This is a genomic window from Sphingomonas sp. jy18 (assembly GCF_056931895.1).
Genome location: NZ_JBXPBT010000001.1, coordinates 973,743 through 993,551 on the forward strand (window position 1 = coordinate 973,743; position 19,809 = coordinate 993,551).

Here is a 19,809-nt window from a genome sequence, read left to right on the forward strand (position 1 = left end):
GACAGCGTGCAACAGGGTGGCTGCAATGCCGATGCTCGAACGACAGGACCAGTCGCGCGCCGCCGATGGCGACACCGTGCGCGGCGCATTGCCGGGCGGGGCGCCGGTGGTCCAGTTCGACAATGTCGGCCTGCGCTATGGCCGCGATGCCGAAACCCTCTCCGACATCGGTTTTTCGCTGGTACCGGGCGGCTTTTATTTCCTGACCGGCCCGTCGGGCGCGGGCAAGACCAGCCTGCTCAAGCTGCTCTATCTGGCGCTGCGGCCGACGCGCGGGCACATCCGCTTCTTCGGCACCGACATGACCGCGCTGCCGCGCGACCGGTTGCCGGGTTTCCGGCGGCGAATCGGTACGGTTTTCCAGGATTTCCGCCTGGTTCCGCATCTGTCGGCGTTCGACAATGTGGCGTTGCCGCTGCGCATCGCCGGGGTCGCGGAACGCGACCTCAGGTATCCGGTGCATGAAATGCTCGACTGGGTGGAACTGACCCAGCGGGCCGGGGCTTTGCCGGCCACCCTTTCGGGCGGGGAACAGCAGCGGGTGGCCATCGCCCGCGCGGTCATCGCGCGCCCGGAATTGCTGGTCGCGGACGAACCGACCGGCAACGTCGATCCGGAGATGGCAGTGCGGCTGCTGCATCTGTTCGAAGGGCTGAACCGGATGGGCACCACGGTGGTGGTCGCCACTCACGATCTGCATCTGATGAACCGGGTGTCGCAGGCGCAGATGATGCGGCTGTCCCAGGGCCGCCTTGCCGATCCGACCGGCGCGCTGCGCTATCCGCCGGCGCGGGAACGGCCATGACCGGTCCGTCGTCCGAACCCTTGCCTTCGGTCACCGCAGGCGAGCTGCGGCTGGCGCCAATCGGCGGCTGGACCCGGCCGATGCGCTGGATGATCGCACTGATGACCGCGGTGGCCATGCTTGCCGCCGCCCTCGCCCTGTGGGCGGGGCCGGCTGCCGCTGCGATGCGAGGCGAAATCGGCGGTCGCCTGTCGATCCAGCTGGTGGAAGCAGACCCGGCGGCACGGCGTCAGGCGGTGGAACGGCTGCAGCAGGCCTTTGCCGCAGCGCCATTCGTGCGCAGCGTGACCATTGTCCCTGACAGCGAACTGCTCGGCATGGCGCGGGATTGGCTCGGCAGCGGCGTCGATCGCGCTGAATTGCCGTTGCCGGCCATCGTCGATGTCGACCTTGTCGCCGCTGTCGATGCCGCTACGCTGGCAAGCGCGCGCACGCTCGCCAGCCAGACAACGCCGCGCGCGCGTGTCATCGTCCATCGCGACTGGCTGGGGCCGCTGGTCAGCATCCTCGCCTCGCTGGGCTGGATGGCGCTTCTGCTCGCCCTCTCGCTGCTGCTGGCCGCCGCCGGCATCGCCGCCATGTCGGCGCGCGCGGCGCTCGCCGCGCAGCGCCCGACCATCGAGCTGTTCCACCTGATCGGCGCGACCGACGCGCAGATTGCCCGGCTGTTCCAGCGGGTCATCGTGCGACAGGCGTTGATCGGCGCGGCCATCGGCAGCGGCATCGCCCTGCTGCTCGGGGCCTGGTTCGGCTGGCTCGGCGCGACGCTGGTCGCCGGCATGGCGGGCCGCCCGCCGCTGCTGCTCGCCGCCAGCCTGCTGGTGCCTTGTCTGGTCGTGCTGGTTGCCATCGCCGCGGCGCGGATGGCGCTGGCCCGGGAATTGCGGGATCAGCCATGATCCGCCGCATCGTCTCCGCGCTCGCACTGGTCTGGCTGCTCGGCTTTGTCTGGTTCGCCATGCTGCTGCCCCAGCCGCTCGGTGACTGGCGGACGGACGGCATCGTCGTGTTTACCGGCGGCCCCAACCGCATCGACCGCGCGCTCGACCTGCTCGAAGATGGCCAGGCCAAGCGGCTGCTGATCTCCGGTGTCGACCGGGATGTCCGCTCGGCCGAGCTCGCTGAAACCTACCGACGGCCGCAGGCGCTGTTCGATTGCTGCGTGGCGCTCGGCCGGCAGGCGGTCGACACCCGCTCGAATGGAGAGGAAGTCGCCAACTGGGTCGCGCGGCGCGGTTATCGCTCGGTGCGGTTGGTCACCACCGATTGGCACATGCGCCGCGCGCGATTCGAGGTGGAACGGGCGCTGCCCGATGACATTGTCGTGATCAGCGATGCCGTGCCGTCACGCCCCAGCTTTCGCACGCTGTGGATCGAGTATCACAAGCTGCTGCTGCGGCGGCTCGGTGCTGTGTTCGGGATCTGATCGATGCGCCTGTTTGTCGCCGCCTTGCGCACATTGCTGTGGACGCCGCTCTTTTATTGCGGCTCGGCCCTGATCGCCATCGCCGCCGGGGTGGCGGCCCTCCACAGCACGCCCAGTTTCGAAGCCACGGTCGCCCAATGGGGCCGGTGGCAACGCTGGTGCGCGCGGGTATTGCTCGGCCAGCGGGTCGAAATGCAGGGTCAGCTGCCGCAGGGGCCGACTTTCTTCGTCTTCAAGCATGAAGCGATGTTCGAGACCATCGACATGCCGATGCTGCTGCATCGCCCGGTGGTGTTCGCCAAGCGCGAGCTATTCTCGATTCCCGTGTGGGGCCGGCTGGCGCTCAAATATGGCCTGATCCCGATCGAGCGTTCGGCCGGGGCAAGCGCCTTGCGGACCATGCGCAAGGCCGCGCTTGCAGCCATTGCCGATGGCCGTCCGGTGGTGCTGCTGCCGGAGGGCACCCGCGTGCCGCATGGTCAGCGGCCACCGCTCCGCGCAGGATTTGCTGGTCTTTACAAGATCATAGGGTTGCCGGTGGTGCCGGTCGCGGTCGATTCCGGCCGGCTCAAGCATGGCTGGATCCGCCTGCCCGGCATCATCACCTATCGGGTCGAACCGGAAATCCCGCCCGGCCTGCCGCGCGAGGAGGCCGAAGCGCGCATCCACGCGGCGATAAACAGCCTCAACAGCTGAGGAGCCGTTGCGGCGCCGTCCTCGCCAGTGGCGCCGCTCAGTCGTGCCGTCGCCCGAAATCGGGGGCGGCATCGTCCTGACCCTGTTCGACGATCGATCGGCGGATGGCGCGGGTGCGGGTGAACAGCGCTTCCAGCGCATCGCCGTCACCCCAGCGGATGGCACGCTGCAACTGCGTCAGATCCTCGGAGAAACGCTGCAGCATCTCCAGCACTGCCTCGCGGTTGGACAGGAACACGTCGCGCCACATCACCGGGTCGGACGCGGCGATTCGGGTGAAGTCGCGGAAACCGCCGGCCGAATATTTGATGACCTCACCCTGCGTCACATCTTCGAGGTCGGATGCGGTGCCGACGATGGTGTAGGCGATGAGGTGCGGCAGGTGGCTGGTCACCGCCAACACCAGATCATGGTGCCGCGCGTCCATCGTCTCGACATTCGCGCCCACCGCTTCCCACAGCGCGCGCACCGCGGCGATGGCCGAGGGATCGGTGCCTTCGGCCGGGGTCAGGATGCACCAGCGCCCCTTGAACAGGCTGGCAAAGCCTGCGTCAGGACCGCTGTTTTCCGTCCCAGCCACCGGATGTGCCGGCACGATGGCGTGGCCGGGCAGCGCCGTCGCCAGATCGGCGAGCACACTGGCCTTGGACGACCCGACATCGGAGACGATCGCGCCCGGTTTCAGGTGCGGCGCCATCGCTTCCGCGACGGCTGCCGTGGCGCCGACCGGTACCGCCAGGATCACCAGATCCGCTGCGGCCACGGCCTCGCCCAGCGACTCCTTGATTTCGCTGCAAAATCCTAGCTCGCGCGCCCGCTTGCGGACGGTCTCGTCAGCATCGTGCCCGGTGACCGCCGCGCCCGCCAGCGCCCGCGCCAATGACGATCCGATCAACCCCAGTCCGATGATCGATATGCGTGACGATGGAGAAGGCCCGCTCATTCGCCCGCCACGATCCGCCGCATCGCCGCCGCTACGCCGCGTGTCTCCTCCTCGGTGCCGATGGTGATTCGCAGTGCGTGCGGCAGCCCCTGTCCCGGCAGCCAGCGCACGATATAGCCTTCGTCCATCAGCCGCTTGTAGACCTCGCCGGCGCTCAGCACGCCATTGAACTCGACCAGAATGAAATTGCAGGCGGACGGGATGACGCGCAGGCCGTGGTTGCCCAGCGCCGATATCTCGTCGGTCAGCCACTGCCGCCACCGGGCATTATGCGCCCGGCTGGCCTCGACGAACGCCTGATCCTCCAGTGCCGCGATGGCAGCGAACTGTCCGGCGCTGGTGACGTTGAACGGTGCGCGGATGCGATGCATGGCGTCGATCAACGGTGCCGCGCCATAACCCCACCCGATTCGTTCCGCCGCCAGTCCATAGATTTTGGAGAATGTGCGGGTGACGAACACATTGTCCGCACGCTCCGCCAGTGCAAGCCCGCCATCGTCCTGGTCGGGTTCCAGATACTCGGCATAAGCCTGATCGAGCACAAACAGCACATCGGCGGGCAATCCTGCATGCAGCCGTGCGATTTCCTCTCGCGACACCAGCGTGCTGGTCGGATTGTTGGGGTTGGCGAGATAGACGATGCGGGTCCGCGGTGTGACCAGCGCCAGTATGGCATCGACATCGGTGCCATAGTCGCGGTCCGGTGCAACGATCGGCGTCGCGCCGACCCGCCGGGCGGCAATGTCGTACACCGCAAAGCCGTAGCGCACGTAGATCACCTCGTCGCCTTGGCCTGCAAAGGCGCCGGCGGCGAGGTGCAGCAGCTCGTCCGAACCAGTGCCGTAGAGGATGCGCGCGGGATCGAGCCCATGCTGTGCCGCCAGTGCTTCACGCAGCGCAGTGGCACCCGGATCGGGGTAGCGCCGCATGTCGGCATGCGCGATGAAAGCTTCGCGTGCCTTAGGGCTCTGCCCCATCGGATTTTCGTTGGCAGACAGTTTGGCAAGCGGCCGCCCGTCATCGCCGGTGGCACGGCCGGGAACATAGGGCGCAATGCCCATCACCCAGGGTTTGGGCTGCGGAACGGTGGGATTGGTCATGCCGCGGCGTTTAGCGCCTGCATCGCCGCTGTCCAGCAATCAGCCAGCGCGGATGGCACAGGATGCGTTGACAGGCACTAGCCTTCTGGCGCACCTCGCGCCTTCCATGTCGCCCACTGCCGTCACCCACCGCTTTCTGCCCCTCGCCCGGCCGCTGCCGCTGGATAACGGCACCGCGCTTGCCAACGTGGAAATCGGCTACCAGACCTATGGCTCGCTTGCCGAGGATCGCGGCAATGCCGTGCTCGTCTGTCACGCCCTGACAGGTGACCAATATGTAGCGGGGCGCCATCCACTGACCGGCAAGCCAGGGTGGTGGGAACGGATGGTGGGCCCCGGCAAGCCAATCGACACCGACCGCTTCTTCGTGGTCTGCGCCAACGTGCTTGGCAGCTGCATGGGCACCACCGGCCCCGCCAGCATCGATCCTGAGACCGGCAAGCCCTGGGGCATGGCCTTTCCCGTCATCACCATCCCGGACATGGTACGCGCGCAGGTCGCACTGCTCGATGCGCTGGGTATCGAGCGGCTGCACGCCGTGGTCGGCGGCTCGATGGGCGGGATGCAGGCACTGGTATGGGGCGCACATCATGCGCATCGTGTCGACCGGGTGCTGGTCATTGCCTCGGCGGCCCGGCATTCGGCGCAGAATATCGCGTTCCACGAGGTCGGGCGACAGGCGATCATGGCCGATCCAAACTGGAATGGCGGAGACTATGATGCAGCGCTGGCGCCCCCCGCCAAGGGTCTCGCCGTCGCCCGCATGGCCGCGCACATCACCTACCTGTCGGAAGAAGGGCTGACCGAGAAGTTCGGGCGGCGCCTGCAGGACCGTGACGCCAAGACGTTCGGCTTCGATGCCGATTTCCAGGTCGAATCCTATCTGCGGCATCAGGGGCTGGCCTTTACCGACCGGTTCGATGCCAACAGCTATCTCTACATCACCCGGGCGATGGACTATTTCGACCTCGCAGAGCCGCATGGCGGGCGCTTGTCCGATGCCTTTGCCGGCTCGGCGCGGACGCGGTTCTGCCTCGTCAGTTTCAATTCCGACTGGCTCTATCCGACCGCGGAATCGCGGGCGATCGTGCACGCGCTCAATGCGGTGGGGGCGCCGACCAGCTTTGTCGAGCTCGACAGCCCGTTCGGCCATGATGCCTTCCTGCTCGACGTTCCGGCGCTCGACAGGGTGGTCGCCGGTTTTGTGGGGAAAGGGCAGTGAGCGCGCTGCGTCCCGATCTGGCGATCATCGCCCGGCATGTCGCGCCCGGTTCGCGCGCGCTCGACATTGGCTGCGGTGATGGCGAGCTGATGGCCGCGCTGCGTGACAAGGGCTGCGATGCGCGCGGGCTGGAGCTCGATCCGGCCAATGTTGCTGCAGCGGTCGGCCGCGGGCTCAGCGTGGTGCAGGGGGACTGCAACACCGATCTGGTCGACTACCCCGCTGCCTCCTTCGATTATGCCATCCTCAGTCAGACGCTGCAGACCACCATGCGCCCGGACCTGGTTGTGGAACAGTTGCTGCGCATCGGCCGGCAGGCGTTCGTTTCCTTCCCCAATTTCGCGCATTGGCGGGTGCGCCTCAGCCTGCTGTGGGGCGGGCGCATGCCGGTGACCCGCCTGCTGCCGATCGCCTGGTACGAAACCCCCAACATCCACCATGTCACCATCGACGATTTCCGCGAGCTGCTGCGCGAACGTGGTATCGCCATCGATCAGGCCTGGTTCCTCAACGGCGATCGGCTGACCAGCGCTGCCGCCGCCAATTTCCGCGCCGAACATGCGGTGTTTCTGGTCAGCTGCGGTTAGGTCGTAAACTAATAAAATGCACGTTCGAGGCGGTGAAATGGCGAAGATGTCGGGTTCAGGTGGCCGCCGCGGGTGGTGGTTCCACCTGCAAGGCCGCGTGGAGCCGAGATCGAAGCCATTTCACCGCCCCGCAGGGGTTCGACCCATTTTGTCCATGGCTGCGTCGGCAAAGCTTGAAATATCGACATATTCCTTCGCCTTGCCTCCTTGCCCTGAACAAAATGGCCTCGAACCTCGAACGCGCATTTTATGAGTTTACGACCTAGTCTTCCGTGGGCGCGCGGTTGGTGATCCAAGCGAACAGGATCAATGACGCCATGGTGATGGCGTAGGCGACCGACAGATTGGGCAGCAGCAGCGGCAGACCGGTGTAGAGCATCGCTTCATTGCCGCCCGGCACCAGGCTGGCGCCCGCACCCATCAGCAGGCCGCCCGCTCCAGCCCGCAGCCAGCGCACGGCTGACCCATGACGCAGCGAAAACAGGCGGCCGCGCCAGGCGGCGATGACCGATCCGGCAAGCACCACCATCGTCAGGGCCAGCCGTTCGGCGATGTCTCCGGTCATGCCGCGCGCGAGATCGGCGAGCAGCGCGGTGTAGGGCCAGTTGCGGTCGAGCGCGAACAACAGTCCGCTGGCCAGCCCGGTCAGCGCCATGCTGAGCGCGGGAGACCAGAATTGGGCGGCTGGTGCCTGGCGCAGCCCGCGACGCAGCAGCAGCCACAGCCCGCAGCCTGTCAGCGCCGCCAGACCAAGGGTCGCCAGCGGATCGAGCCCGACATAGGGCGATGGCACCGGCCCGCTGATCATGCTCGTGCCCAGCCACGCCTTGAACACGGCCATGCCGCCGAACAAGCCGATCAGCAGCCCGCTCAAGGTGCCGAGCCGCGCCAGATCGCCGGCCGCAAGGTCGGCCAATGTCCCCATGGCGCACCGCCCGTTGATCATGGCGCCGGCGGCGAACACGATCGCGCCCGCGGCGGTGATCAACGTCGCGGCATGGCCGGGGAAATTGACGAACACGCGGTTCCCGGACAGCTCGTCGATCGCCATCACGCTCGTCGCCACCGCAGCGCTGAACAGGAAGCCGAGCAGCCGGTTCAGCCGTCGCGCGCGCACGATTTCCTGTGCGGCGGCAACCGCGCAGACGCTGGTTCGCTGGGTGATGTAGCCTGCCAGAAACAGCAGGGCGATCGTCAGCGCAAGGCTGCCGATCGCCACGCTATCGCCGGACATGTCAGGCGGGGATGCCGCTGATAGCCTTCACTTCCATGAAGTCCTTGAGGCCATAGAGGCCACCTTCGCGGCCGTTGCCGGACTGCTTGTAGCCGCCGAACGGCGCGCCGGGCGCCGGCCCCCAATTGTTGACCGCAACCATGCCGGCACGCAGCCGCGGTGCGACATCGGCGGCCTTGGCGGGATCGCCCGAGATCACAGCCGACAAGCCATAGGCGGTGTCATTGGCAATGCGGATGCCTTCCTCCAGCTCGTCATAGGTCATGATCGTCGCGACCGGACCGAACACTTCCTCCTGCGCGATGCGCATGTCGGGCGTGACCCCGGAGAACACCGTCGGCTTGATGTAATAGCCACGGTTGACGTTGGCGGGCAGGCCGGTGCCGCCGGTTTCCAGCTTGGCGCCCTCATCGATCGCCGACTGGATCAGCGCCTGGATCTTGTCGAACTGGGCCTTGTTGACCACCGGGCCGATGTGCATGCCCTCGCTCAGCGGATCGCCGACCTGTGTTGCGTCGAACATGCCCTTGACGATGCCGACAGCCTCGGCCTCGCGGTCCTTCTGTACCAGGATACGGGTCGGTGCGATGCAGCTCTGGCCGGTGTTGACCAGCACGCCCGATGCGGTCGGTGGCAGCACGGCGGCAAGATCGGCATCAGGCAGCACCAGGTTGGGCGATTTGCCGCCCAGCTCCTGATGCACGCGCTTGACCGTGTCGGCCGCCGCCTTGGCGACCAAAATGCCGGCCCGGGTCGAACCGGTGAAGCTGACCATGTCGATGTCGGGGTGCGCGGAGATCGCGGCACCGACGCCGGGGCCGTCGCCCTGCACCAGATTGAACACGCCCGGCGGCACGCCTGCTGCGTCCAGGATCTCGGCAAAGATCGCCGCATTGCCCGGGCATTCCTCGGATGGCTTGAGCACCATGGTGTTGCCGGCGGCGATCGACGGCGCGACCTTCAGGGCGATCTGGTTCAACGGCCAGTTCCAGGGGGTAATCATCCCGACCACGCCGATGGGTTCATAGACGATCAGGTTGGCACCCTGCCGCTCGCTGAACTCGAAATCCTTGAGCGCTGCGATGGTGCCCAGAAAGCCGCCGATGCCGGCACCGACCTGTGCGGTGCTGGCAAAGCTGACCGGCGCGCCCATTTCCTCGGCCATCACCCGCCCAAGATCGCCGGCGCGCTTCTTATACTCCTCGACGATCCGCTCGAGCAGCGCCAGTCGCTCTTCGCGCGTGGTCTGGGAAAAGCTGTCGAACGCACGGCGGGCAGCGGCGACAGCCTTGTCGACGTCGGCCTTGGTGCCCAGCGTGATCGCCGAGCAGGGCTCTTCGGTCGACGGGCTGATCACTTCGTGCCGGGTGCCACCCTCACTATCGACCCACTGGCCATCGATATAATGCTGCAGATGTTCGCGCATGACACTCTCCCTTCCGGTTCGAATCCGTTCGCGGCAGGGTGTGACGCGATGCGTTGCGGCGTGCAACCCTTTTGCGCCGTTACGCCCTCAGTATGTGGGCGACTGCCCGCTCCATCGCCCGGTCGGTCCCCGCCGCCAGATCGGCGGCCGTAGGGGCCACGGCAATGTCGGGGGAAAGACCGCTATCGGGTTGGGGCCGGGTCGGGAAGGTGCCGATCAGCGGCAGATCGAATTCGATCCCAGATTGCGGCAGGGTTGCAAAGAAGAAGGCACCGCCATTGATCCCGCGCAGATTGCCGCCAGTGGTCTCGCCGATCAGCGTCGCCAGCCCTTCGCGCCGGGCCAGCCGCGCAAACTGGAAGGTTGCAGAGCTGTTTTCCGCGCTGGTCAGCACCGCCATCGGCATCGTCAGCCGCGGCCCGCGTGGCGCGATGACGTCGTCTTCGGGCGCGTCGGCCAACTGGAAATAGCGGTCGTCGAACGGCTGTGCCTGGTCTCCCCAGTCGCGGAAACCATTGTCCCAGGTCCGCAGATAGGGGTTGAGATGGTCGGGCACGCGGCGGTAGCGCACCAGCCGGTGCGCCTCGAAACGCCGGATGGGACCTGCGGCAAAGCGGGCCAGGATCGGGTCGCCGCAATCCAGTCCGCCCTCGTTCTGGCGGATATCCAGGATCAGGCCGCGTGCTCCGGCAAGACTGTCCAGACGCTCGCCCAGCCACGCCTGCCAGTCCCAGCGGCTGTTGTAGACCGCCCAGCCATCCATGGTCAGCACCGCAATGCCATCCTCGCGCATGCGCCATTGCCACAGCGCGCCATCGTCGCCGGAGGTCGTGCCGGGAGCGAAGGCGCGGCGTTCGGCCAGCGTCAGCGCCGGCATGTCCGCCCACACATCGCTCGGCGTGCCGGGCGCACGATAATGGATGTTGAACGTTCCGCCCTGTGGCGCGCCATAGACCAGGCCGTGGAACACGTCGAAAAACTCGATGCCGTTGCTGCCGGTGACCGACAGCAGCGATCGTGCCTTGCCGTCATTATGTCCGTCCACCCGGGCGAAGGGCAGCAGGCGGCGCAACATGTCGCGCACGGGGACACCATCGACCGCACGGATGATGCTGCCGACGGGCAGCCAGACCTCCGTCCGGCCGCCCGCGCCGCTGTGATTGGCGGTGACGACCATCTCGTCGCCGATCCAGCGGAAAGCAAAGGGCAGACGGGTCGGCCGCTCGAACAGTGCATCGGCAACCGGCTGCGACTGGTTGAAGAAGCTGGCATAGCTGTGGCCGCAGCGGATGGTGGCGAGGAAAGCGGAGAGCGCGAGATAGCGCTGCTCCAGCCCTGCTGCCGCATCCCATGTCTGCTCCAGCGCAGCCAGTCGCTGTTCGGTCTCGCGGGGCGAGGCATAGCGGTAGAGGCCGGGGTGCAGGCTGGTCAGCAGATCGCGCAGGATGGCGATGTCGCCGCGCGTTTCTGCCGCACGGGCGGCGGGGGCCAGCCCGGCAGCGGCGGTGGTGGCCAGCGAGGAGAGGAGGAAGTGGCGGCGGTCCATGGGCAGGCAATCCTGTGCTGAGGGCTGTGCCGTTGCCTTGGCCGGCATGCCTGCCGGGGTCGCCTCAAAATCTGCCGGACCGGTTGTATTTGAGCATTTGAGACGTCAGCCACTCCGGCCCATCTGCGCCCTGTAGGCGGACGGGGTGCAGCCCATCGCCTCGCGAAACGCCCGGTTGAAGCTGGCCTTGCTGTTGAATCCCGCCTCCAGGGCCAGATCGAGCAGATCGTCCTGTCGGCCATCGCGAATCATGGCGGCGACGCTGTGCGATCGCAGCGCATTGATGAACTGGGAGAAGTTGACACCCAGCCCCTCGTTGAGCGCGCGTGACAGATAGCTGCTGTTGGTGCCCAGGCGACGGGCCAGTGCCGCCAGCGTCAGATCAGGATCGCGGTGCCACTCGCCCGTGCGCGTCGCCTCCGCCCAAGCCTCGCCCAGCGCGCGCCAATCGCGCGCCGCTTCCCCGGCCGGCGCATCGCTGGCGTCGCGCAACACCGGGAAAGGGTGGTGGGCGTGGCGCCATCCTTCGATCCCCATGTACAGCGCGATGGCCGCCACCGCCGTGTAGAGTCCCATGAACCCGGTGTAGCCCAGCGGCGCAATGGCATCCCACAGCGCGAACCCGCCGATCAGCGGCACCAGCAGCAGCGTGACGCCCACCACCTGCACCAGCCAGCGCGCGGCGAATCGGTCATCATCGGCGCGCTGGGTTGCCAGCCAGTCACGATAGCGCCGCAGCAGCCGCAGCCCGGCGGCACCATAAACCAGCAGCCCCGCCAGCGTCGCTGCGGTCGTCATGACGTCATAGGGCGCTTCGATCGCTTCGGCCCAACGCCCCTTCAGCGGCGCAGGCAGCAGGAAACTGGCGAACAGAAACAGGAATTGGCCGAACGCCGGCGCCAGATGCCACCATCCCCGCGCAGGCCAGCGACCGAACACCAGCGCCTGAATGTACAGCCACCCCAGCGGAGCGATCGCCAGTCCGATTTGCAGCGGCAGAAAGGTCAGCCACGTCCATTTGTCGTAGAATCCGGCGAACCCGATCAACCAAGGCATGAACATGCCGGCGAGGATCATCAGCAGTGCCGCCAGCGTGCGGTTGGCGCTGCGATTGGCCAGCGGACGCAGCAAGGCCAGCGCCAGTATGACAAGCTGCGCCAGCGCGACGGTGAGGATCGCGGTCCGCCAGCCGAAGGCCAGCCCGTCGATCAGGCCCATGGCGGCATCTACCGCCGTTCGCGTGCCAGTCGGCCGATCAGGATGGCGGACCGCGCAGCCTGGCGGGGCAGGCTGGCCAGGTCGATCCACTCGCCCTCGGCATGCGCCAGCCCGCCCGATGCGCCGAGCCCGCCCAGCGTATCGACATGCGGCGCGACGAAGCCCGAATCGGCCGCGCCGCGGCGGGCCGGGTCCATTTCCGCCATCGTGTCGAAGCCGAGATCGCGGTTGACCAGGTTGAGCCGCTCCAGCAGCGCCCGGTTGCCCTCCGTGGGGCTCATCGGCGGATAACCGCTGTCGATCACCAGCGTCGCATCGGTGCCGGGCAGGCTGGCGTCGGCTATGGCCTGCATCCGGGCGCGCACCCGCTGGTCCTGCTCGACCGTCAGCGTGCGCAGATCGCCGCGCGCTATCGCCTGTGATGGCACGATATTGGTCTTGCCGGTGCCGGTGGCGATCTCTTCCGTCGCGTCGAGCCCGGCCGGTGTCCCGCCGGCCATCACCCCGACATTGTAGGTAAGGTTGGCCTCAGGCAGCTCGCGGCGGAACGCATCGAGGATGCGCGCCAGCTCGTAGATGGCACCATAGCCCATGGTTTCCGAAAAGATGGTGCTCGAATGGCCGGTACGCCCCGTGGTGGTCAGCAGCCAGTTGCTCGATCCACGCCGGGCGATGGTGCCATATTCGCCCGCTCCGTCCCGCGCGAGATTCTCATACTCCAGTGCAACATCGGCCCACTGACCGGCGGCAATCAGGTCCCGCCGCGCCAGATCCTGCGGGTCGCCGATCCGCTCCTCGTCGCCGGTAAGCACCACCTTTATGTCGGCGTTGCGCAGGGTGCCGGCGGCCTGCATCGCCCGCAATGCGCCGATGATGACCACCATCCCGCCCTTGTCGTCACCAACGCCGGGTCCGATCGCCCTGGTGCCGTCGCGGCGATAGCTCTGGAAGGGCGAACTTGGCTCGAACACCGTGTCGAGATGACCGATCAGCAGGATACGCTTGCCGCGGCCATTGCCGACATGCGTCGCCACCAGATGCCCGGCGCGTCCGGTCGCGCTCATGTCGATCCATTCGACGGTGAAACCCAGCGGCTCCAGCTCGGCCCGCATCATCTCCCCCACCGCCCGCACACCGGCGAGGTTGAGGGTGCCGCTGTTCTGGTTGACCAGCCGCTCGAGCAAGGCCTCGCCATGCGCGGCATCGGCTGCGGCATGATCGGCAGCGCGTCGCTCGGCGGGGGTCAGTTGCGCCATGGCCGGCGTGGCGAGGAGGGCGGCAAGGCCCAGCAGCATCAGTCTCATGACCTGCAGACTAGCTGTTACGGCTCGGCGTGCAATTCGAATGTCACTGCGATACGCGGCGTGCCTGTTCCGTGCGCGTAGGTCCGATGGTGGCTGAAGGACGGGAACAACAGCATGGTACCCGCCTGCGGCCGAATGATGTGCAAACCGGCACCGTCAGCATCGACCGACCCTGCCAGTTTCCGCGGCAGGCCGAAGGCGATGCAGCCAGCCCTATCGGTTCCGGTCGAAACCTGATTGGGAATCTGGACATAGTAGACGCCATTGAACCAGCCGGTCGGGTGGATGTGCCAACTCTCATGGTCGTCGCGATCGGCAATTCGCACGGCAGTGGTCAGGCGAACGAAAGGGGGGCGGTGCCGTATCCAAGGATGATCGATGGTCGACAGCAGGTTGATTTCTCGCTCCAATACTGCGGCGATTTGTTCCATCAGCTGGCGGGCCAGCGGACTATCTGCGGTCAACGGATTGTTGATGAGTTGACTGCTCTCGGCAAAGCCGCCGTGCTCCGTGCGGCGCAGGTCCGGGTGGCTGAGCAGTTCGGCGGCCAGCGCCTCGTTGAACGCTGTCATGTCGGCCCAGCCTGCGGGCGGCGCCAGCGCGATGGTGCGGTGCAATGTTGCCATGGCGGTCAGAGCATCGGCTGCCTCTGTCTCGCCGCGATGAACGTGCGCCAGTCGCCGGGTGACCATCGCATAGGGATGGATGATGCCATGCGCGGAGAGGCGATCGGCTAGCGCCGCAAGCGCGTCAGCATTTCCTGTTGCGGCCTCGATCCGCATCAGGCGGGCGCATGCCCGCTGGTTGGATGGGTCAGTCTGCAGCGCGCTGAGGAAGTGGCGGCGTGCGGTCGCCCTGTCTTGGCGCGCCATTGCGATCTGGGCCTGATGGGTCAGGGCGGCACTGCGGACTTCTGGCGCAATGTCGCCGTCCAGCAGCCGCTCGATAGCCGACGCGGCCCGGTCCAATGCCTCGGCTCTCGGTACCCGCAGCCATGCATCGACCAGCATCAGCGTCTCAGCACTGTCGAGATTGTTTTCATCTTGCAGGATCATGATGACCCTCTGCGGCTCGTTCAGGCGGGACGCGATCAGCGCCAGGCGCGCGCGCAGCAGGGGGGTCGGCTTGCGGTCATAGGCGGCCTGCAACAAGGCGCGATGTTGCGTTGCCGTCATCAGCATCGGGTCTTCAATGCGGATCGCTGGCTCTGGCATGTGCGTGGCCGAGCCTAGCAGTCTCGACCGCCCGGTAAAGTCGCCACAGGTAAGGCATTTGACGCAAAGGGCACGGAAAGCCTCTGCTTCCCGTGCCCGATGGAGATTGGTCGATGGTGCTGCCGGCGAGATGCCGGGCCAGCACTTACCAGCTGTAGTACATGTCGAACTCGACCGGGCTGGGGGTCATTTCCCAGCGATACACCTCGTCCCACTTCAGTTCGATGTAGGCGTCGATCTGGTCCTTGGTGAAGACATCGCCCTTCAGCAGGAAGTCATGATCCGCGATCAGCGATTCCAGCGCTTCGCGCAGCGATGCGCACACGGTCGGCACTTCCTTCAGCTCTTCAGGCGGCAGATCGTAGAGATTCTTGTCCATCGCATCGCCGGGATGGATCTTGTTCTGGATGCCGTCGAGCCCCGCCATCAGCAGCGCCGAATAGCACAGATAGGGGTTGGCCATCGCGTCCGGGAAGCGGAACTCGACGCGCTTGGCCTTGCTGCCGGCGCCGTAAGGGATGCGGCACGAGGCCGAACGGTTGCGGCTCGAATAGGCCAGCAGCACCGGCGCTTCAAAGCCCGGCACCAGCCGCTTGTAGCTGTTGGTGGTCGGGTTGGTGAAGGCGTTCAGCGCCTTGGCGTGCTTGATGACACCGCCGATGTAGTAGAGGCAGGTGTCTGACAGGCCGGCATAGCCATTGCCCGCAAACAGCGGCTTGCCGCCTTCCCACAGCGACATGTGGGTGTGCATGCCCGACCCGTTATCTTCCTTGATCGGCTTGGGCATGAAGGTTGCGGTCTTGCCATAGGCATGCGCGACCTGGTGCACGACATATTTGTAGATCTGCATGTTGTCGGCAGTCTTGACCAGCGTGTCGAAGGTCAGGCCGAGCTCATGCTGGGCAGCCGCCACTTCATGGTGGTGCTTGTCCATGTTGAGGCCCATTTCGCGCATGGTCGAAACCATTTCCGCGCGAATGTCGACAGCGCTGTCGACCGGGGCGACAGGGAAATAGCCGCCCTTGGCACGCGGGCGATGGCCGAGGTTGCCGCTGTCATAGGTGCGGCCGGTGTTGGTCGGCAGCTCGACGTCGTCGAGTGTGTAGCCAGACGCATTATAGCTGTTCTCGAAGCGGACATCGTCGAACATGAAGAATTCGGCTTCGGGGCCGACATAGACGGTATCGGCGATGTTCGCGGCCTTCACATAGGCTTCGGCGCGCTTGGCGGTGCTGCGCGGATCGCGCGAATAGAGCGCGCCCGACGACGGCTCGACGATGTCGCAGAAGATCACCAGCATCGGCGATGCGCTGAACGGGTCCATGTGGACGGCATCCAGATCGGGCTTGAGGATCATGTCCGACTCGTTGATCGCCTTCCAGCCGGCGATCGACGAACCGTCGAACATCAGCCCTTCCTCCAGCTGGTCTTCGTCGATCAGTGCAGCGGTCATGGTCAGGTGCTGCCACTTGCCCTTGGGGTCGGTGAAGCGCAGGTCGACCCACTCGACCTCCTTGTCCTTGATCAGCTTGACGATGTCCTTGGGGCTGTTGGCCATGGTTCTTGTCCCTCGCTCTGGATTGTAGGATGTTGGAAAATCAGATGGCGTCGCTGTCGCGCTCGCCGGTGCGGATGCGCAACGCGGTTTCCACCGGCATCACGAAAATCTTTCCGTCGCCGATGCGGCCGGTCTGGGCCGCCCCGGCGATCGCCTCGACGACGCGTGCGGCCAAGCTGTCGTCGACGACGACTTCCAGCTTCACCTTGGGCAGGAAGTCGACGACATATTCGGCACCCCGATAGAGTTCGGTGTGTCCCTTCTGTCGGCCAAAGCCCTTGGCTTCCGTGACGGTGATTCCGCTGACGCCGACTTCGTGCAGCGCCTCCTTGACCTCGTCGAGCTTGAACGGCTTGATGATCGCTTCGATCTTTTTCATGGTTCCCCCGATGAGTGGCTACGGCGAACGTGACGTGCAGCATCGCGCCCGCCCGCCGCGTACGTGCCCAAGCTCAATCAAGAAGCGTGCCACCCGTGGCGGCGGGAGAAATCCGCATCAGCGCCGGGCGGCGGAGCGCATCGCTGCCTTAAAACCGGGCAGACGTTCAAATATCTGCCGCGAAAACAGGCAAATCCTGTTGATGTAAGCTATGTCCCGGTCGCAACCGGTCAATAGGGCGGATGATCGAGGCCTGCGGGGCTGCGGGTGAAAATCTCGCAGCCGGTCTCGGTGATGCCGATGCTGTGTTCGAATTGGGCCGAAAGCGACCGATCTCGGGTCACTGCCGTCCAGCCATCGTCGAGCACCTTAACGCCCGGCTTGCCCAGGTTGATCATCGGCTCGATGGTGAAGAACATGCCCGGCCGCAGTTCCGGCCCTTGCCCCGGCCGACCGGCATGGACAATCTCGGGCGCGTCGTGGAACAGGCGGCCGAGACCATGGCCGCAGAAATCGCGCACCACGCCATAGCGCTGCCGTTCGGCATGGCTCTGGATGGCGTGGCCGATATGCCCCACCGTGTTGCCCGGCCGCGCCTGCTCGATGCCCAGCATCAGGCATTCATAGGTGACATCGACCAGCCGCTTCGCCTTCAGCGGCACATCTCCCACCAGGAACATGCGGCTGGTATCGCCATGCCAGCCGTCGACGATCACGGTGATGTCGATGTTGACGATGTCGCCGTCCTTGAGCGCCTTGTCGGAGGGGATGCCGTGGCAGACGACATGGTTGATCGAAATGCAGCTCGCATGCGCATAGCCACGATAGCCGACCGTCGCCGGCACCGCGCCGGCGGCGAGCACGAAATCGAGCACCCGCCGGTCGAGATCGGCGGTCACCGCGCCCGGCACGACATGCGGTACCAGCATGTCGAGCGCGGACGCGGCAAGCGCTCCGGCACGCCGCATTCCGAAAAAGCCCTCCTCCCCGTGCAGTCGGATTGCGCCATCGCGCACAGGGGTGTCGGCGGAAGTGACGGTCACATAATTCATGGGGTACGATATAGCGGCGAAGGTCGGCATTTGCCACCGTGCGCAGGCGGGCTATGGCGGGCGCATGACTCAGGACAAGATCTGGACCGCCGCGCTGCTCGTCATCGGCGATGAAATCCTCTCCGGCCGCACGCAGGACAAGAATATCGCGCAGGTCGCAAGCTGGCTTAACGCGCAGGGCATCCGCCTCGTCGAGGTGCGGGTGGTGCCCGATGTCGAGACGGCGATTGTCGAGGCGGTCAACACGCTGCGCGCGCGTAACGACTATCTGTTCACCACGGGCGGCATCGGGCCTACCCACGATGACATCACCGTCGATTCGATCGCCGCGGCGCTTGGCGTCGGCGTGGAACATCACCCCGATGCGGTGGCGATCCTCGAACGCTATTATGCGACGCGCGGCGGCGTTACCGAGGCGCGGCTGCGGATGGCACGGGTGCCGCAAGGGGCCGCGCTGATTCCCAACCGCATGTCGGGTGCGCCGGGCATTCACATCGGAAACATCTACATCATGGCCGGTGTGCCCGCGATCACCGCCGGAATGCTCGATGCGCTGACCGGGACGCTGGAGGGCGGCGCGCCGCTGGTCTCGGTGACGCTGGGTGCGTGGGCAGCCGAAAGCGAGGTCGCCGATCTGCTGTGGGAGGTGGAGAAGACGCACCCGGGGTGCGTGATCGGCAGCTATCCGTTTTTCCGTGAAGGCCGGGTCGGCGCCAACTTCGTGGCCCGCTCGACTGTCGCGGCCGATGCCCAGGCCTGCTGCGATGCCATCGCCGCGGGGCTGGCCGAACGGGGCTATGAATCGACCGCCGGCGGAATCTGAGCCGGCGGCAGTCGCCTCAGCATAAACAGACAAAGCAGACCGAATAGCGCGGACACGATGAAGGCCGCTCCGGGGAAATCGACGGGCGCATCCGGCCCGGTGAAGCGCGCCATCGTCCCTGTCAGCAGCAAGGGCGCGACGAGCGAGCCGACGCCCATGGCCATCGAGGCTATGCCTTGTACCTCGCCCTGCGTTTCCGGCGTTGCCCGGCGGGAGAGCATGGCCATCAGGCTGGGCTGCACGAAGGCGCCGACGGCAAGCAGCGACAGGATGGCAAAGGCCATCCATGTCTCGGTGGCAAAGGCGTAGGCGATATAGGCGCTGACCGACGCGATCAGCCCCAAAGACGCGGCGTTCCGCTCTCCTAGCCGTGCCACGGCCCGGCCGGTCAGAAAGAACTGGCTGCCGGCCATCACAACGCCGACCGCGGACAGGCTGAGCCCGATCATCTGCGGCGTCCAGCCGAACTGCGCGATGGTGTAGAAACTCCAGGTCAGCGGATAGACCAGGCTGGCGATTTGCCAGAGCGTCAGGATGGCCGCGACCGCCATCATGCCCGGTACCGCCCGTGCGGCAGCGAGCGCACCGAGAGGATTGGCGCGGCGCCAGTCGAATGCGCGACGCCGCTCGACCGGCAATGTTTCAGGAAACAGAGTCAGCCCATACAGAAAATTGAGTCCCGCCAATGCCGCCGCTGCGGCAAAGGGCGCTCGCGGCCCCCATTCGGCAAGCAGGCCGCCGATCAGTGGCCCGGCGATGAAACCGATGCCGAAGGCCGCGCCGACAAATCCGTAATTGCGTGCTCGCTGCTCGGGCACGGTGACATCGGCAATCGCCGCCTGCGCTGCGGCAAAACTGCCGCCGAATACACCCGATATGATCCTGGCTATGAACAGCAGCGGCAAGGTGCCGACGATCACCAGCAGCAGATAGTCGATGGTCAGACCAGCGAGCGACAACAGCAGCACCAGCCGCCGCCCATAGGCGTCGGATAGATTGCCCAGCACCGGTGCGGAAATGAAGCTGGCCACGGCCATGGCAAAGCCGATCCAGGCGCCGACCTTGATTGCCGCAGAAAGGTCGACCGACGCCACATCCATCACCAGTTGCGGCAGAACCGGCATGATGATGCCAAACCCGACCGCATCTATGAAGATGGTGAAGACGATGAACGCAATGGTGTGGGGGGAGGTGACGGAACGCGTCATCGGCCTGTCATAGCAGCGTCACGGTTGCAATCCAGTGACGCGGGGGCTGGAGCGCAAAGTATCTGGCG

At 66.0% G+C, this 19,809-nt stretch carries 19 protein-coding genes; 7 read left to right on the forward strand and 12 right to left on the reverse strand.

The annotated features are described in order from the left end of the window. The first annotated feature begins 31 nt into the window (after positions 1–31). The 4 genes from ftsE to AC0QC4_RS04820 are packed head-to-tail and all read left to right on the forward strand — an operon-like array spanning position 32 to position 2,927. Positions 32–805, forward strand: coding sequence for a cell division ATP-binding protein FtsE (gene ftsE / locus AC0QC4_RS04805; RefSeq protein ID WP_483658658.1), 774 nt, complete (start codon positions 32–34; stop codon positions 803–805). Beyond that, positions 802–1,704, forward strand: a complete 903-nt coding sequence (locus AC0QC4_RS04810; protein ID WP_483658564.1) for a cell division protein FtsX — start codon at positions 802–804, stop codon at positions 1,702–1,704. The genes ftsE and AC0QC4_RS04810 overlap by 4 nt, the downstream gene beginning before the upstream one ends. Continuing rightward, entirely contained in the window at positions 1,701–2,231 is a 531-nt protein-coding gene (locus AC0QC4_RS04815) for a YdcF family protein (protein WP_483658565.1), read from the forward strand. The genes AC0QC4_RS04810 and AC0QC4_RS04815 overlap by 4 nt, the downstream gene beginning before the upstream one ends. Positions 2,232–2,234: 3 nt before the next feature. Beyond that, a complete protein-coding gene (locus AC0QC4_RS04820; RefSeq protein ID WP_483658566.1) occupies positions 2,235–2,927 on the forward strand; it encodes a lysophospholipid acyltransferase family protein in 693 nt (230 codons plus the stop codon). A 37-nt stretch (positions 2,928–2,964) separates the two neighbouring features. Here the strand turns inward: AC0QC4_RS04820 and AC0QC4_RS04825 are convergent, their stop codons facing one another. Continuing rightward, entirely contained in the window at positions 2,965–3,870 is a 906-nt protein-coding gene (locus tag AC0QC4_RS04825) for a prephenate/arogenate dehydrogenase family protein (protein WP_483658567.1), read from the reverse strand. After that, complete coding sequence (hisC, locus tag AC0QC4_RS04830) at positions 3,867–4,970, reverse strand: histidinol-phosphate transaminase (RefSeq protein ID WP_483658568.1); 1,104 nt, start codon at positions 4,968–4,970, stop codon at positions 3,867–3,869. Before hisC ends, AC0QC4_RS04825 begins: the two co-directional genes overlap by 4 nt. Positions 4,971–5,076: 106 nt before the next feature. Here hisC and metX point away from each other — a divergent pair, with 106 nt between their 5' ends. Both metX and metW read left to right on the forward strand, forming a co-directional pair. Then, the gene (gene metX, locus AC0QC4_RS04835) at positions 5,077–6,192 is read left to right on the forward strand and encodes a homoserine O-acetyltransferase MetX (protein WP_483658569.1); all 1,116 of its coding nucleotides are present in this window, start codon (positions 5,077–5,079) and stop codon (positions 6,190–6,192) included. Further along, on the forward strand, positions 6,189–6,779 hold the full coding sequence (gene metW / locus AC0QC4_RS04840; RefSeq protein ID WP_483658570.1) for a methionine biosynthesis protein MetW: 591 nt from the start codon (positions 6,189–6,191) through the stop codon (positions 6,777–6,779). Before metX ends, metW begins: the two co-directional genes overlap by 4 nt. Positions 6,780–7,041: 262 nt before the next feature. Here metW and AC0QC4_RS04845 read toward each other — a convergent pair whose 3' ends face one another. The 9 genes from AC0QC4_RS04845 to map form a co-directional block, all read right to left on the reverse strand. Then, positions 7,042–8,013, reverse strand: coding sequence for a YeeE/YedE thiosulfate transporter family protein (locus AC0QC4_RS04845; RefSeq protein ID WP_483658571.1), 972 nt, complete (start codon positions 8,011–8,013; stop codon positions 7,042–7,044). Position 8,014: 1 nt separating this feature from the next. Then, the gene (locus AC0QC4_RS04850) at positions 8,015–9,439 is read right to left on the reverse strand and encodes an aldehyde dehydrogenase family protein (RefSeq protein ID WP_483658572.1); all 1,425 of its coding nucleotides are present in this window, start codon (positions 9,437–9,439) and stop codon (positions 8,015–8,017) included. Between the two features lie 79 nt (positions 9,440–9,518). Continuing rightward, positions 9,519–10,985: a S41 family peptidase gene (locus AC0QC4_RS04855; protein ID WP_483658573.1), complete on the reverse strand. Its 1,467-nt coding sequence runs from the start codon at positions 10,983–10,985 to the stop codon at positions 9,519–9,521. 105 nt (positions 10,986–11,090) lie between these two features. Continuing rightward, positions 11,091–12,203 carry a helix-turn-helix domain-containing protein gene (locus AC0QC4_RS04860; RefSeq protein ID WP_483658574.1) on the reverse strand — a complete coding sequence of 371 codons (1,113 nt, stop codon included), beginning with the start codon at positions 12,201–12,203 and terminating at the stop codon, positions 11,091–11,093. 8 nt (positions 12,204–12,211) lie between these two features. Then, entirely contained in the window at positions 12,212–13,507 is a 1,296-nt protein-coding gene (locus AC0QC4_RS04865; RefSeq protein WP_483658575.1) for a M20/M25/M40 family metallo-hydrolase, read from the reverse strand. 17 nt (positions 13,508–13,524) lie between these two features. Continuing rightward, positions 13,525–14,682, reverse strand: coding sequence for a putative 2OG-Fe(II) oxygenase (locus AC0QC4_RS04870; protein ID WP_483658576.1), 1,158 nt, complete (start codon positions 14,680–14,682; stop codon positions 13,525–13,527). A gap of 184 nt (positions 14,683–14,866) precedes the next feature. Next, positions 14,867–16,279, reverse strand: coding sequence for a type I glutamate--ammonia ligase (gene glnA / locus AC0QC4_RS04875; RefSeq protein ID WP_483658577.1), 1,413 nt, complete (start codon positions 16,277–16,279; stop codon positions 14,867–14,869). Between the two features lie 40 nt (positions 16,280–16,319). Beyond that, positions 16,320–16,658 carry a P-II family nitrogen regulator gene (locus AC0QC4_RS04880; RefSeq protein ID WP_483658578.1) on the reverse strand — a complete coding sequence of 113 codons (339 nt, stop codon included), beginning with the start codon at positions 16,656–16,658 and terminating at the stop codon, positions 16,320–16,322. Positions 16,659–16,888: 230 nt separating this feature from the next. Continuing rightward, complete coding sequence (gene map, locus AC0QC4_RS04885; RefSeq protein WP_483658579.1) at positions 16,889–17,710, reverse strand: type I methionyl aminopeptidase; 822 nt, start codon at positions 17,708–17,710, stop codon at positions 16,889–16,891. A 64-nt stretch (positions 17,711–17,774) separates the two neighbouring features. On the opposite strand from map, the gene AC0QC4_RS04890 reads away from it, so the two are divergent. After that, positions 17,775–18,533 (forward strand): competence/damage-inducible protein A, encoded by a 759-nt coding sequence (locus AC0QC4_RS04890; RefSeq protein WP_483658580.1) that lies wholly within the window; start codon positions 17,775–17,777, stop codon positions 18,531–18,533. Here the strand turns inward: AC0QC4_RS04890 and AC0QC4_RS04895 are convergent. After that, entirely contained in the window at positions 18,506–19,741 is a 1,236-nt protein-coding gene (locus AC0QC4_RS04895) for an MFS transporter (protein WP_483658581.1), read from the reverse strand. The two genes, AC0QC4_RS04890 and AC0QC4_RS04895, sit on opposite strands and share 28 nt — an antisense overlap. Between the last annotated feature and the right edge of the window lie 68 nt (positions 19,742–19,809).

Excerpts from the sequence above, each read along its gene's own strand:
- AC0QC4_RS04845 (WP_483658571.1), bottom strand. The coding sequence starts at position 8,013 with ATGTCCGGCGATAGCGTGGCGATCGGCAGCCTTGCGCTGACGATCGCC.
- AC0QC4_RS04810 (WP_483658564.1), top strand. The coding sequence starts at position 802 with ATGACCGGTCCGTCGTCCGAACCCTTGCCTTCGGTCACCGCAGGCGAG.
- AC0QC4_RS04870 (WP_483658576.1), bottom strand. The coding sequence starts at position 14,682 with ATGACGGCAACGCAACATCGCGCCTTGTTGCAGGCCGCCTATGACCGC.
- AC0QC4_RS04895 (WP_483658581.1), bottom strand. The coding sequence starts at position 19,741 with ATGACGCGTTCCGTCACCTCCCCCCACACCATTGCGTTCATCGTCTTC.
- metX (WP_483658569.1), top strand. The coding sequence starts at position 5,077 with ATGTCGCCCACTGCCGTCACCCACCGCTTTCTGCCCCTCGCCCGGCCG.
- hisC (WP_483658568.1), bottom strand. The coding sequence starts at position 4,970 with ATGACCAATCCCACCGTTCCGCAGCCCAAACCCTGGGTGATGGGCATT.
- map (WP_483658579.1), bottom strand. The coding sequence starts at position 17,710 with ATGAATTATGTGACCGTCACTTCCGCCGACACCCCTGTGCGCGATGGC.
- AC0QC4_RS04820 (WP_483658566.1), top strand. The coding sequence starts at position 2,235 with ATGCGCCTGTTTGTCGCCGCCTTGCGCACATTGCTGTGGACGCCGCTC.
- AC0QC4_RS04860 (WP_483658574.1), bottom strand. The coding sequence starts at position 12,203 with ATGGGCCTGATCGACGGGCTGGCCTTCGGCTGGCGGACCGCGATCCTC.
- ftsE (WP_483658658.1), top strand. The coding sequence starts at position 32 with ATGCTCGAACGACAGGACCAGTCGCGCGCCGCCGATGGCGACACCGTG.
- AC0QC4_RS04815 (WP_483658565.1), top strand. The coding sequence starts at position 1,701 with ATGATCCGCCGCATCGTCTCCGCGCTCGCACTGGTCTGGCTGCTCGGC.
- AC0QC4_RS04865 (WP_483658575.1), bottom strand. The coding sequence starts at position 13,507 with ATGAGACTGATGCTGCTGGGCCTTGCCGCCCTCCTCGCCACGCCGGCC.
- AC0QC4_RS04825 (WP_483658567.1), bottom strand. The coding sequence starts at position 3,870 with ATGAGCGGGCCTTCTCCATCGTCACGCATATCGATCATCGGACTGGGG.
- glnA (WP_483658577.1), bottom strand. The coding sequence starts at position 16,279 with ATGGCCAACAGCCCCAAGGACATCGTCAAGCTGATCAAGGACAAGGAG.
- AC0QC4_RS04880 (WP_483658578.1), bottom strand. The coding sequence starts at position 16,658 with ATGAAAAAGATCGAAGCGATCATCAAGCCGTTCAAGCTCGACGAGGTC.
- AC0QC4_RS04890 (WP_483658580.1), top strand. The coding sequence starts at position 17,775 with ATGACTCAGGACAAGATCTGGACCGCCGCGCTGCTCGTCATCGGCGAT.
- AC0QC4_RS04855 (WP_483658573.1), bottom strand. The coding sequence starts at position 10,985 with ATGGACCGCCGCCACTTCCTCCTCTCCTCGCTGGCCACCACCGCCGCT.
- AC0QC4_RS04850 (WP_483658572.1), bottom strand. The coding sequence starts at position 9,439 with ATGCGCGAACATCTGCAGCATTATATCGATGGCCAGTGGGTCGATAGT.